Below are 12,140 nucleotides of genomic sequence, written 5' to 3'. Positions count from 1 at the left end.
CATCTCAGAAGCCCTTGCGAACGACCGGCTGGGAGGACCAGGGGAAGTCGATCCATCGGTCGGTGCGCCGCCAGACGTAGTCGGGCTTCACGATCGAGCGGGACTTCTCGTAGATCACCGCCATCCGGACGTCGGCGACGTGATCCGCGCAGTAGGCGCGGACCAGCTCGAGGGTCTTGCCGGTGTCCGCGACGTCGTCGGCGATCAGCACCCGCGCCCCCGAGAGGTCCACGGCCTGCGGGGTCGGCGGCAGCATCACCGGCATCTCCAGACGCTGGTCGATGCCGGTGTAGAACTCCACGTTGACCGCGGAGAGGTTCTTGACCCCCAGCGCGTAGCCGAGCGCCATCCCCAGGCCCAGGCCGCCGCGCGCGATGGACAGCACCAGGTCGGGCTCGTAGTCGTCGTCGACGATCGTCTGCGCCAGGTCCCGGGCCGCCACCCCGAACATCTCGTAGGTCAGGACCTCGCGCTCGTCGCTCATGGGCACATCATGGACCACCGGCGGTGTCGTCGCGCGGGCAGCCGGGCGCGGCTGCCTCACCCCTCCAGGTCCGGCACGTCGAGATCGGCGCGCAGCTCCTCACGGATCACCGAGAAGGCGAGCCCGGCCGGATAGCCCTTGCGCGCGAGCATCCCGGCGAGGCGACGGGTCGCCTTCTCCGGCTCCAGCCCGGCCACCGAGCGCAGCTTCTTGCGCACCAGCGCCCGCGCGGCGGCCTCCTCGTCGGCGGGGTCGATCTCGTCGAGGGCCTCGCGGGCCAGGTCGTCGTCGATGCCCTTGCGTCGCAGCTCCTGGGCGAGCGCGCGGCGCGCCAGGCCCTTGCCCGGCTGCCTGCTCTCGACCCAGGCGCGAGCGAAGGCACGATCGTCGACCAGCCCGACCTCCTCGAAGCGGTCCAGCAGCCGCTGGCCCACCTCGGGCGGCACGTTCTTCTTCGCCAGCTTGTCGGTGAGCTCCTGACGGGAGCGCGCCTGGCCGGTGAGCTGGTCGAGCAGGATCTTGCGCGCCACCGCCTCCTGGTCGGCCTCCGGACCGCGCGCCACCGGGTCCTCGGGGGGAGGCAGGTCCGCCTGGGGAGCGACCGAGCGGATCCAGGCGGCCACCCCGGCCGCCACGTCACCGCGCCACGGGTCCTCCGCGTCGGTCACGGCCGCCTCGGAGTCGTCGTGGCGCGGTCCGCGCTCAGAAGCTCTCGACACCGGTCGGGTCGGCAGGCACGTCGACGTGCGGGCCGACGCCCAGCTTCTCGAGGATCTTCTTCTCGAGCTCGTTGGCCAGGTCGGGGTTGTCCCTGAGGAACTTGCGGGCGTTCTCCTTGCCCTGTCCCAGCTGGTCGCCCTCGTAGGTGTACCAGGCACCCGCCTTGCGGACCAGGCCGGCCTCGACGCCCACGTCGATCAGGCCACCCTCGCGGCTGATGCCCTTGCCGTACATGATGTCGAACTCGGCCTGCTTGAACGGCGGGGCCACCTTGTTCTTGACGACCTTGATCCGGGTCCGGTTGCCGACCATCTCGGTGCCGTCCTTGAGCGTCTCGATGCGACGCACGTCGAGACGGACCGAGGCGTAGAACTTGAGCGCCTTGCCACCGGTGGTGGTCTCCGGGGAGCCGAACATCACGCCGATCTTCTCGCGCAGCTGGTTGATGAAGATCATCGTGGTGCCCGAGCTGTTGAGGGCACCGGTCATCTTGCGCAGCGCCTGGCTCATCAGCCGGGCCTGCAGCCCCACGTGGCTGTCGCCCATCTCGCCCTCGATCTCCGCGCGCGGCACCAGCGCGGCCACCGAGTCCACGACGATGAGGTCGAGCGCGCCGGAGCGGATCAGCATGTCGGCGATCTCCAGGGCCTGCTCGCCGGAGTCGGGCTGCGAGACCAGCAGCGCGTCGGTGTCGACGCCCAGCGCCTTCGCGTACTCCGGGTCGAGCGCGTGCTCGGCGTCGATGAAGGCGACGATGCCCCCGGCCGCCTGAGCGTTGGCCACCGCGTGCAGCGCGACCGTGGTCTTACCGGAGGACTCCGGACCGTAGATCTCCACCACCCGCCCGCGCGGCAGGCCTCCGATGCCCAGCGCGACGTCCAGCGCGATCGCACCGGAGGGGATCACGCCCAGCGCGGCACGAGTCTCCTCGCCCAGGCGCATGATCGAGCCCTTGCCGAACTGCTTCTCGATGCCCGCGAGCGCGGCATCCAAGGACTTGTTGCGGTCTCCAGCGGCCATGTCATTCCATCCAATCTCCGGGCCCCGTAGAGCCCGCCGTGTGGTGTAGCGAGTCGTGTTCGTCTGTGGGAAGGACGCTAGACAAGACCACCGACAGTGCCGGAATCCTCCCGGAACCTGGGGACAACGAACGCCCCTGCGTCACCTGTGCATCCAGGGTAGCCCGAACAGGTGTTCGACCGAGAATCTCGCCCCCGCGTGTCGCTCGTTGATTTTCCATTGTGCGCAATTGAATCGCCGGATACGTTGGGGAGCGGGTCGGTCCCGGCCCACCACCTCACGGACAGGACCCCCATGGACGCGCTCTACACCGCCGAGGCCCTCGCCACCGGAGCCGGCCGCAACGGCCGCGGCAGCACCCCCGACGGCCGCCTGGACCTCGACCTCGCCGTACCCCAGGAGATGGGCGGCAGCGGCGAGGGGACGAACCCCGAGCAGCTCTTCGCGGTCGGGTACGCGGCGTGCTTCCACTCCGCACTGCAGATGGTGGCCCGCGCCGCCGAGGCCGATGTCACCGACTCCGCCGTGGGCGCCCGCGTCAGCATCGGCGCCGCCGAGGGCGGGGGCTTCCAGCTCGCCGTGACCCTGGAGGTCACCCTGCCCCACCTGTCCCTGGAGGAGGCGGAGAAGCTGGCCGAGCAGGCGCACCAGGTGTGCCCCTACTCCAACGCCACGCGCGGCAACATCGAGGTGACGCTGAGCGTCAACGACGAGGACTGAGCCGCATCCGGGCGCCGCAGGCCCTAACGCAGGGTCTCGGGGAGCTGCTGGTCGCGCCACACCGCCGCCCAGACCTCCTTCGCCGGTACGCCGGCGTCGAGCGCCTGGGTGACGGTGCGGTTGCCCAGCTCGCCGATCACGTGATGTTCGGCGAACGTGGGGGCGTGCACGCCGAGGCCCTCCTCGAGGCGGCCCCAGAACTCGGTGAACCTCATCGCGCGTCCCTGGGCAGGACGGGGGCCAGGTACGCGCAGTCGGGGGTGAGCACACGAGCATTCTTCCAGCCACTGCCACATGCGCCGCCCGGTGCTGGGAGGATGGCGACTATGGCCGAGTTCTCGACCCGCTCCGCGACCGAATCCGATCTCGCCGCTATCTCGGCGATCTACACGCACGCGGTGGAGCACTCCACCACCACGTTCGACCTCGAGCCACCCGACATGGACCACTGGCGCGCGCGCCTGGACGGCCAGCACCCCGGTGACCACCTGCTCGTCGCGGTGAGCGACGCGGACACCGTCGTGGGCTACGCCTACTCGTGGTCGTTCCGGCCGCGACCTGCCTATTCCCTGACCCGCGAGACGTCGATCTACCTCGACCGCTCGGTGCGCGGCCAGGGCGTCGGGAGACTGCTCTACCCCGCACTGCTGCAGACGATGGCGGTCTCGGGGGTGCACACCGCCATCGCCGCGGTCGCGCTGCCGAACCCGGCCAGCGAGCGGCTGCACCAGTCCGTGGGCTTCGAGAAGCTCGGGGTGATGCGGGAGGTGGGTCGCAAGTTCGACCAGTGGATCGACATGGCCTGGTACCAGAAGATGCTGATCAACCTGCCCTGAGGCTCGCTCAGGTCAGCAGGAGGCCGTCCAGGCGCCGCCGGACCACCCACAGCCCGGCCACCCCCATCGCCAGCAGGTAGAGCACCGAGACCAGGGACGCGCTCGTCACCGCCCCGGTGGTCAGCTCGCGGCACAGCACCACGCCCCGGTACAGCGGCGTGCACTCCACCACCCAGCGCAGCGCGCCGTCGAAGGCGGTGATCGGGAAGAACGTGGCCGAGAACAGGAACAGCGGCAGCTGCACCAGCGTCACCTTGTCGAAGTCCTGCCAGCTGGTGAACCACGTGGTCACGGCCATGAAGACAGCCGAGAACGCGAAGCCCAGCAGCACCGCCGCCGGCAGCGCCAGCACCGCCCACCAGGTGTCCACCAGCCCCATCGCCACCATCACCACCAGGAACATCGCGGAGTAGCTCGCCCCGCGGATCAGCCCCCACGCGATCTCGCCGCGCGCGATGTCGGAGGTGGACAGCGGGGTGGCCAGCATCTGGTCGTACAGCTTGGCGTACTTGAGCTTGAAGAAGACGTTGAAGGTGCTGTCCATCATCGCGCCGTTCATCGCCGAGGCCGCCAGCATCCCGGGCGCCACGAACTCGGCGTACCCGATCACCTCGCCGTTGAACTCGAAGGTGTCGATCAGCTGGCCCACCCCGATGCCGATCGAGAGCAGGTAGAAGAACGGCTCCAGGAAGCCGGTCAGGAACAGCTTCCATGCCTGCCGGTAGACCACGTAGTTGCGCAGCACCAGCAGACGGGTGGCCCGCCAGGGGCTCAACGGCGCCGGCACGGGCCCGGGCGAGAACTCCAGCATCAGCTCACCAGCCTGCTGCTCAGCCCGGTCACCGAGAGCCGCCAGCCGAGCGCCGTCAGCGCGCCCAGCACCAGCACGTGGACCGCCGCCAGCGGCCAGTCCACCTGGTCCAGGGTGAGCATCCGGGAGAGGTTGACCCCGTGCCACAGCGGGGTGAGCCGGGCGACCCACTCCAGCACGGCGCCGAGGTTGGAGATCGGGAAGAACGCCCCCGAGAACAGGAACAGCGGGAACACCCCGAGCCGGTAGATCAGCCCGTAGCCCTCCTCCGAGCGCATCCGCACGCTCAGCGCGTAGACCAGCGTCGAGAAGGTCATCCCGACCAGCACCTGCGCACCGAGCGCCAGCACCGCTCCCCACCAGGTCGCGAACACCCCGAACGGCGCCAGCACGAGCAGGTAGACCGCGCAGGTGGTCAGCAGCCGGAAGAGCACGAAGAGCTGATGGCCGGCGACCAGGTCGCGCGGCTGCAGCGGCGTGGCCAGCATCGAGTCGTAGACCTTCTGCCACTTCAGCATCGACATCACCGGGTACGTCACCTCGCCCACGGCCGTCTGCATGGCGTGGCTGGCCACCAGCCCCGGCACCACGAACGCCAGGTACGACGTGGCTCCCTCGAGCCGGTCGGGGTCGGCCTGGATGTAGCCGCCGAGCAGCACCCCCATCGCGACCACGTAGAACATCGGCGCCACGAACGAGGAGATCACCGAGCCCTTCCAGGTCCGCTTGTAGACCGTGAGCCAGTAGTCGGCCTGCCGGGCGATCGCCTCGCGGGCGCTGAGCGTCTCCATCAGTCCACCAGCGTCCGGCCGGTCATCCGCAGGAAGACGTCCTCCAGGGTGGAGCGGCGCACCAGCACCGCGACGGGCTGCAGCCCCCGCTCGTGCACCTTCGCCACCACCTCCTCGCCGTCGGCGGTGTAGACCAGCAGCCGGTCGGGCAGCACCTCGACCCGCTCGCCCAGGTCGGCGACCTTCTCCGCGAGCCGCTCGTGCTCGCCGATGCCGAAGCGCAGCTCGGCGACCTCGCGGGTGGAGTGCTCACGGATCAGGCTCAGCGGGGCGCCCTCGGCCACGATCCGGCCCTTGTCCATCACCACCAGCCGGTCGCACAGCTGCTCGGCCTCGTCCATGTAGTGCGTGGTGAGCACCAGCGTCACGCCGGCCTGCTTGAGCCGGAACAGCCGATCCCACAGCACGTGGCGGGCCTGCGGGTCGAGCCCGGTGGTGGGCTCGTCCAGGAGCAGCAGGTCGGGCCGGTTGATCAGCGAGCGCGCGATCGTGAGGCGCCGCTTCATCCCGCCGGAGAGGTCCTCGACCTTGCTGCGGGCCTTGTCGGTGAGCTGGACGAACTCCAGCAGCTCATCGGCGCGCTCGCGAACCTCGGTCCGCGACAACCCGAAGTAGCGCCCGTAGATGACCAGGTTGTCGCGCACGTTGAGCTCGGCGTCGAGGGTGTCGTCCTGCGGGCACACCCCGAGCCGCCCGCGCACGGCGGGGCCCTGGGTGGTCGGGTCCAGCCCCAGCACCCGCAGCGTCCCGCTGGTGGGTGGCGAGACGGCCGCGATCATCCGCATCGCCGAGGACTTGCCCGCGCCGTTGGGCCCGAGGAACCCGAACGCCTCGCCGCGCCGTACGTCGACGTCGATGCCGCGCACCGCCTCCAGCTCGCCGAACGACTTGCGCAGGTCGCGGGCGTAGATCATCGACTCCGGGAGTTCAGCCACCTCGCGGACCCTAGTGCGCGGCTCCGACCAGGTGAAGTGGTTTCCGGCGGGCGGCCGGGCGCGACCCGGAGGCGTGTCGGTGCCGTCCGGCAGGATGGAGCCGTGCCCGACGTACTCGACCGGTTCAGCGACGCGACCCGCACCTGGTTCGCCGCCGCCTTCGCCGAGCCCACCGCCGCCCAGGCCGGCGCGTGGCAGGCGATCGGCGCCGGGCGGCACGCCCTGGTGGTGGCGCCCACCGGCTCGGGCAAGACGCTCTCGGCGTTCCTGTGGTCGCTGGACCGGCTGATGACCGGCCCGCCGCCCGCCGACCGGCTGCACCGCTGCCGGGTGCTCTACGTGTCGCCGCTCAAGGCGCTCGCGGTCGACGTGGAGCGCAACCTGCGCGCGCCGCTGACCGGGATCCGGCACACCGCGGACCGGCTCGGCTCGCCGGTGCCCGACGTCACCGTCGGCGTCCGCTCGGGCGACACCCCGGCCGCCGAGCGGCGCCGGTTGGCCAGCGCTCCCCCGGACATCATGATCACCACACCGGAGTCGCTGTTCCTGATGCTGACCTCGCAGGCGCGCGAGTCGCTGCGCGGCGTCGAGACGGTGATCCTCGACGAGGTGCACGCGGTGGCGGGCACCAAGCGCGGCGCCCACCTCGGGGTCTCCCTGGAGCGCCTCGACGCGCTGCTGGAGCGCCCGGCCCAGCGGATCGGGCTGTCGGCGACCGTGCGGCCCCTCGACGAGGTGGCCCGCTTCCTCGGCGGCTCGGCCCCGGTGGAGATCGTCGCCCCGCCCTCGGAGAAGGGCTGGGACCTGAAGGTCGTCGTGCCGGTGGAGGACATGTCCGCTCCCGGCGAGTACGACGAGGAGTCCGAGGACCCGCAGCGCAGTGCCTCGATGTGGCCGCACGTCGAGGAGCGGGTCGTCGACCTGGTCGAGGAGCACCGCTCCACGATCGTCTTCGCCAACTCCCGCCGCCTCGCCGAGCGGCTCACCGCCCGGCTCAACGAGATCGCCGCCGAACGCGCCGCCGCCCGCGACGGCGACGATGACGGCGACCCGGTCCGCGCACCCACCGCGCCACCGGCCCAGGTGATGGCCCAGGCCGGCCAGAGCCACGGCGCGGCGACGGTGATCGCGAAGGCCCACCACGGCTCGGTCTCCAAGGAGCAGCGGGCGCTGATCGAGGACGACCTCAAGCGCGGCCGGCTCCCCTGCGTGGTGGCCACCAGCAGCCTCGAGCTCGGCATCGACATGGGCGCGGTCGACCTGGTGATCCAGATCGAGTCGCCGCCCTCGGTGGCCAGCGCCCTGCAGCGGGTCGGCCGGGCCGGGCACCAGGTCGGCGAGGTCTCGCGCGGCGTGCTCTTCCCCAAGCACCGCGGCGACCTCGCCCAGACGGCGGTGGCGGTGGAGCGGATGCGCAGCGGAGCCATCGAGTCCCTGCACGTGCCCGCCAACCCGCTCGACGTGCTCGCCCAGCAGGTGGTCGCCGCGACGGCGCTGGAGGCGTGGGACGTCGAGGAGCTCTACGAGCTGTTCCGCCGCTGCGCCGCCTTCACCTCGCTGCCGCGCAGCGCCTACGACGCGACCCTGGACCTGCTCAGCGGCCGCTACCCCTCCGACGAGTTCGCCGAGCTTCGGCCGCGGATCGTCTGGGACCGGGTGACCGGCCGGCTCACCGGACGCCCCGGCGCCCAGCGGCTCGCGGTGACCAGTGGCGGCACCATCCCCGACCGCGGCCTGTACGGCGTCTTCCTCCTCGGCGGCGAGGGGCCGGGACGACGCGTCGGCGAGCTCGACGAGGAGATGGTCTACGAGTCGAGGGTCGGCGACGTCTTCGCGCTGGGCGCGACCAGCTGGCGCATCGAGGACATCACCCACGACCGGGTCCTGGTCACCCCGGCGCCCGGCGTCCCGGGCCGGCTGCCGTTCTGGAAGGGCGACGCGCTGGGGCGCCCCGCCGAGCTGGGCGAGGCGATCGGCGCCTTCACCCGTGAGCTCGCCTCGCTGCCCCCCGAGACGGCCGGCAAGCGGGCCCAGCAGGACGGCCTGGACGAGTGGGCGGCCGCCAACCTCGTCGCCTACCTGGGCGAGCAGCAGGAGGCCGTCAACGTGCTGCCCAGCGACCGGTCCGTGGTCGTGGAGCGCTTCCGCGACGAGCTGGGCGACTGGCGCCTGGTCGTGCACTCCCCCTACGGCACCCCCGTCCACGCCCCGTGGGCGCTGGCCATCAACGCCCGGCTGCGCGAGCGCCACGGGGTGGACGGGCAGGCGGTGGCCTCCGACGACGGCATCGTGATCCGGATCCCCGACACCGACGCCGAGCCGCCGGCGGGCGACCTGGTCGTGTTCTCCCCCGACGAGATCGAGGACCTGGTCACCGCCGAGGTCGGCGGGTCCGCGCTCTTCGCCGCGCGCTTCCGCGAGTGCGCGGCCCGGGCCCTGCTGCTCCCCCGCCGCGATCCCGGCCGGCGCTCCCCGCTGTGGCAGCAGCGCCAGCGCTCGGCCCAGCTGCTCGAGGTCGCCGCGCGCTACCCCAGCTTCCCGATCGTGCTGGAGGCGGTGCGCGAGTGCCTCCAGGACGTCTACGACCTGCCCGCGCTGGTCGCGCTGATGCGGCGGGTGGACCGGCGCGAGGTGGTGGTCTCCGACGTCGCGACGACCTCGCCCTCGCCGTTCGCGCGCACCCTGCTCTTCGGCTACGTCGCGCAGTTCCTCTACGAGGGCGACTCCCCGATCGCCGAGCGCCGCGCCGCCGCGCTCTCCCTGGACCAGGGCCTGCTCGCCGAGCTGCTCGGCCGCGCGGAGCTGCGCGAGCTCCTCGACCCCGAGGTGCTCGCGGAGGTGGAGGCCGAGCTGCAGCGGCTCGCCCCGGACCGCCGCGCCCGCGACGCCGAGGGGGTCGCGGACCTGCTCCGGCTGCTGGGTCCGCTGACCACCGCGGAGGTGACCGAGCGGTCGGTGGCCGAGGACGCCTCGCCCTGGCTCGCCGAGCTGCACGCCGTACGACGCGTGGTCGAGGTGCGGGTGGCCGGTGAGGAGCGTTGGACGGCCATCGAGGACGTCGCCCGGCTGCGCGACGGGCTCGGGGTGCCGGTCCCGCCGGGCACGCCGGACGTCTTCACCGACCCGGTGGAGGACCCGCTGGGCGACCTGGTCTCGCGCTACGCCCGCAGTCACGGGCCGTTCACCGTCGAGGAGCTGGCCGCCCGCTACGGCCTGGGGCCGGCGGTGGTGCGGCACACGCTGCAGCGCCTCGGCGCCGCCGGGCGGGTCCTGGACGGCGAGTTCCGCCCCGCGGGATCGGGCACCGAGTGGTGCGACGCCGAGGTGCTGCGCAAGATCCGGCGCCGCTCGCTGGCCCGGCTGCGCAAGGAGGTGGAGCCGGTCGAGCCCGAGGCGCTCGGCCGCTTCCTGCTCGCCTGGCAGCACGTCAGCCCCACCGCACGCGGCGGGCTGCGCGGCATCGACGGGGTGGTCGCGGCCGTCGACCAGCTGGCCGGCTGCGCAGTGCCCGCCTCGGCGCTCGAGCCGCTGGTCCTCGCGGCCCGGGTGCGCGACTACCAGCCCTCCTACCTCGACGAGCTCACCGCCTCGGGCGAGGTGCTCTGGGCCGGGCACGGACCCCTGCCCGGAGCCGACGGGTGGGTCTCGCTGCACCTGGCCGACCAGGCCCACCTGACGTTGCCCGCCCCCGAGCCGCTGGAGACCACGGTGCTGCAGCAGGCGGTGCTGGACGCGCTGGCGCCAGGCGGCGCGTGGTTCTTCCGCCAGCTCGCCGACGCGGTCGGCTCCACCGACGACAAGGCGCTCGCGGCGGCGCTGTGGGAGCTGGTCTGGGCCGGCCGCGTCAGCAACGACACCCTCACCCCGCTGCGCGCGCTCGCCCGGGGCGGCACACCGGCGCACCGCTCACGCCGGCCACCGGCACGCGCTCGGATGACCGGCGCCCGCGGCACCCGGCTGCCCTCGCGCACCGGTCCGCCAGAGACGGCCGGACGCTGGGCGCTGCTGCCGGCGACCGACCCCGATCCCACCCGACGCGCCCACGCCGGCGCCGAGCACCTGCTGGACCGGCACGGGGTGGTCATCCGCGGTGCGGTGATGAGCGAGCGGGTTCCCGGGGGGTTCGCCGGCGTCTACAAGGTGCTGGCCGCCTTCGAGGAGCAGGGCCGGTGCCGGCGCGGCTACTTCGTCAGCGGCCTGGGCGCCGCCCAGTTCGGCACCGCCGGCGCCGTGGACCGGCTGCGCACCTTCGCCGAGCTCCCCCCGGGCGCCGAGCCGGTCGCGGTCGCCCTGGCCGCCACCGACCCCGCCAACCCCTACGGCGCCGCCCTGCCGTGGCCCGAGCGGGAGAGCGCCACCGAGGGCGGGGCGGGGCATCGCCCCGGACGCAAGGCGGGCGCCCTGGCCGTGCTCGTCGACGGTGCGCTGGTGCTCTACGTCGAACGCGGCGGGCGCACCCTGCTCACCTGGTCCGACGACGTCGCGGTGCTCACCCCGGCCGTCCGGGCGCTCGCCGAGGCCACCCGCCGCGGCACACTGGGCCGGCTCACCGTCGAGCGGGCCGACGGCGCCGCGCTGCTCGGCTCCGGGCCCACGCCGCTGCGCGAGGCCCTGCAGAGCGCCGGGTTCGTCTCCACCCCGAAAGGGCTGAGGATCCGTGCCTGAGGGCGACACCGTGCTCCGCACCGCCCGGCGGCTGCACCAAGCCCTGTCCGGGCGAGACCTGCTGAGCACCGACCTGCGGGTGCCCGAGCTGGCCACCGCCGACCTGTCCGGGGCCCGGGTCAGCGAGACCGTCGCCCGGGGCAAGCACCTGTTGACCCGGATCGACGGCGTCGAGTCGTGGACGCTGCACACCCACCTCAAGATGGAGGGCAGCTGGCACGTCTACCGGGCCGGAGAGCGCTGGCGCCGCCCCGCCCACCAGGCCCGGGCGGTGCTCGCGGTGCCGGGCGCACAGGCCGTCGGCTTCTCCCTCGGCGTGGTGGAACTGCTGCCTCGCGACGCCGAGCAGGACGCGGTCGGCCACCTCGGTCCCGACCTGCTCGGCCGCGACTTCGACGAGGACGAGGCGCTGCGCCGGCTGCGCGCGGAGCCGGACCGGCCCGTGGTGGAGGCGCTGCTGGACCAGGGCATCGTGGCAGGAATCGGGAACATGTACGCCGCCGAGCTCTGCTTCGTCGCCGGCGTGCACCCGCACACCCCGGTCGCCGAGGCGCCCGATCTGCTCCGGCTGCTGCGACGGGCCCGCCAGATGCTCCAGGTGAACGCCGAGCGCTCGGTGCAGTCGACCACCGGCAGCCTGCGCCAGGGCGAGCGGATGTGGGTGTACCGACGTGATCGCCGGCCCTGTCGCCGCTGCGCGACGAGCATCGCGGTGGCGATGCGCGGCGAGCCGGGCCGGGAGCGCGCGTCGTACTGGTGCCCGAGCTGTCAACCGGAGGTCGCCGGCTGACCCGGACGGTGCGGGCGGGTCAGGCGGCGGAGGCGACCACGTCGCCGGTGGTGCCGCGGCGCGCGGCGACCGGGACGGCCGGGATCTCGATGCGCGCGGTCTCCAGCGCGATCGCGGCCTCTTCGAGGGCGATGGCGTCGCTGACGTCGCGAAGCACCTCCGACAGCGGCAGGTCCAGCGCCGCGCACAGCGAGGCCAGCAGCTCGGAGGAGGCCTCCTTGTGACCGCGCTCGATCTCGGAGATGTAGCCCAGGCTCACCCGGGCCTCGGCGGAGACCTCGCGCAGGGTCATGCCGCGCTTCATCCGCTGCGTGCGGAGCACGTCGCCGAGCAGCCGACGAAACAGCACCATGGGCGCACATCCTCTC

12 protein-coding genes are annotated in these 12,140 nt (G+C 72.8%); 4 read left to right on the top strand and 8 right to left on the bottom strand.

Going from position 1 to position 12,140, the window contains the following annotated elements; translation table 11 throughout:
- Nucleotides 1-4: 4 nt before the first annotated feature.
- The 3 genes from AC6EH9_RS13775 to recA are packed head-to-tail and all read right to left on the bottom strand — an operon-like array spanning nt 5 to nt 2,224.
- Nucleotides 5-484 (bottom strand): phosphoribosyltransferase, encoded by a 480-nt coding sequence (locus AC6EH9_RS13775; protein WP_498423932.1) that lies wholly within the window; start codon nt 482-484, stop codon nt 5-7.
- 56 nt (nt 485-540) lie between these two features.
- Complete coding sequence (locus AC6EH9_RS13770; RefSeq protein WP_498423931.1) at nt 541-1,203, bottom strand: regulatory protein RecX; 663 nt, start codon at nt 1,201-1,203, stop codon at nt 541-543.
- Nucleotides 1,187-2,224 (bottom strand): recombinase RecA, encoded by a 1,038-nt coding sequence (gene recA / locus AC6EH9_RS13765; protein ID WP_498423930.1) that lies wholly within the window; start codon nt 2,222-2,224, stop codon nt 1,187-1,189. Before recA ends, AC6EH9_RS13770 begins: the two co-directional genes overlap by 17 nt.
- Nucleotides 2,225-2,518: 294 nt before the next feature.
- On the opposite strand from recA, the gene AC6EH9_RS13760 reads away from it, so the two are divergent.
- A complete protein-coding gene (locus AC6EH9_RS13760; RefSeq protein ID WP_498423929.1) occupies nt 2,519-2,944 on the top strand; it encodes an organic hydroperoxide resistance protein in 426 nt (141 codons plus the stop codon).
- Between the two features lie 23 nt (nt 2,945-2,967).
- On the opposite strand, the gene AC6EH9_RS13755 is transcribed toward AC6EH9_RS13760, so the two are convergent.
- A complete protein-coding gene (locus AC6EH9_RS13755) occupies nt 2,968-3,159 on the bottom strand; it encodes a DUF3046 domain-containing protein (RefSeq protein ID WP_498423928.1) in 192 nt (63 codons plus the stop codon).
- Nucleotides 3,160-3,270: 111 nt separating this feature from the next.
- On the opposite strand from AC6EH9_RS13755, the gene AC6EH9_RS13750 reads away from it, so the two are divergent.
- Nucleotides 3,271-3,780, top strand: a complete 510-nt coding sequence (locus tag AC6EH9_RS13750) for a GNAT family N-acetyltransferase (RefSeq protein WP_498423927.1) — start codon at nt 3,271-3,273, stop codon at nt 3,778-3,780.
- A gap of 7 nt (nt 3,781-3,787) precedes the next feature.
- On the opposite strand, the gene AC6EH9_RS13745 is transcribed toward AC6EH9_RS13750, so the two are convergent.
- The 3 genes from AC6EH9_RS13745 to AC6EH9_RS13735 are packed head-to-tail and all read right to left on the bottom strand — an operon-like array spanning nt 3,788 to nt 6,317.
- On the bottom strand, nt 3,788-4,591 hold the full coding sequence (locus tag AC6EH9_RS13745) for an ABC transporter permease (RefSeq protein ID WP_498423926.1): 804 nt from the start codon (nt 4,589-4,591) through the stop codon (nt 3,788-3,790).
- Nucleotides 4,591-5,382: an ABC transporter permease gene (locus tag AC6EH9_RS13740; RefSeq protein WP_498423924.1), complete on the bottom strand. Its 792-nt coding sequence runs from the start codon at nt 5,380-5,382 to the stop codon at nt 4,591-4,593. The genes AC6EH9_RS13745 and AC6EH9_RS13740 overlap by 1 nt, the downstream gene beginning before the upstream one ends.
- Nucleotides 5,382-6,317, bottom strand: coding sequence for an ABC transporter ATP-binding protein (locus AC6EH9_RS13735; RefSeq protein ID WP_498423923.1), 936 nt, complete (start codon nt 6,315-6,317; stop codon nt 5,382-5,384). Before AC6EH9_RS13735 ends, AC6EH9_RS13740 begins: the two co-directional genes overlap by 1 nt.
- 102 nt (nt 6,318-6,419) lie before the next feature.
- Here AC6EH9_RS13735 and AC6EH9_RS13730 point away from each other — a divergent pair, with 102 nt between their 5' ends.
- Entirely contained in the window at nt 6,420-10,982 is a 4,563-nt protein-coding gene (locus AC6EH9_RS13730) for an ATP-dependent helicase (protein ID WP_498423922.1), read from the top strand.
- Entirely contained in the window at nt 10,975-11,772 is a 798-nt protein-coding gene (locus AC6EH9_RS13725) for a DNA-formamidopyrimidine glycosylase family protein (RefSeq protein ID WP_498423920.1), read from the top strand. The genes AC6EH9_RS13730 and AC6EH9_RS13725 overlap by 8 nt, the downstream gene beginning before the upstream one ends.
- Before the next feature lie 19 nt (nt 11,773-11,791).
- Here the strand turns inward: AC6EH9_RS13725 and AC6EH9_RS13720 are convergent, their stop codons facing one another.
- Nucleotides 11,792-12,124 carry a helix-turn-helix domain-containing protein gene (locus AC6EH9_RS13720; protein WP_498423918.1) on the bottom strand — a complete coding sequence of 111 codons (333 nt, stop codon included), beginning with the start codon at nt 12,122-12,124 and terminating at the stop codon, nt 11,792-11,794.
- Nucleotides 12,125-12,140 lie beyond the last annotated feature (16 nt).

The sequence above is a fragment of the Nocardioides sp. Z21_20 genome, assembly GCF_059766585.1.
Note: the sequence above shows the minus strand (reverse complement) of the source record. Positions and strands in the feature narration are given on the sequence as shown.

Coding starts and splice junctions, on each gene's coding strand:
- AC6EH9_RS13775 (WP_498423932.1), bottom strand. CDS start 484: ATGAGCGACGAGCGCGAGGTCCTGACCTACGAGATGTTCGGGGTGGCG.
- recA (WP_498423930.1), bottom strand. CDS start 2,224: ATGGCCGCTGGAGACCGCAACAAGTCCTTGGATGCCGCGCTCGCGGGC.
- AC6EH9_RS13760 (WP_498423929.1), top strand. CDS start 2,519: ATGGACGCGCTCTACACCGCCGAGGCCCTCGCCACCGGAGCCGGCCGC.
- AC6EH9_RS13755 (WP_498423928.1), bottom strand. CDS start 3,159: ATGAGGTTCACCGAGTTCTGGGGCCGCCTCGAGGAGGGCCTCGGCGTG.
- AC6EH9_RS13750 (WP_498423927.1), top strand. CDS start 3,271: ATGGCCGAGTTCTCGACCCGCTCCGCGACCGAATCCGATCTCGCCGCT.
- AC6EH9_RS13745 (WP_498423926.1), bottom strand. CDS start 4,591: ATGCTGGAGTTCTCGCCCGGGCCCGTGCCGGCGCCGTTGAGCCCCTGG.
- AC6EH9_RS13740 (WP_498423924.1), bottom strand. CDS start 5,382: ATGGAGACGCTCAGCGCCCGCGAGGCGATCGCCCGGCAGGCCGACTAC.
- AC6EH9_RS13720 (WP_498423918.1), bottom strand. CDS start 12,124: ATGGTGCTGTTTCGTCGGCTGCTCGGCGACGTGCTCCGCACGCAGCGG.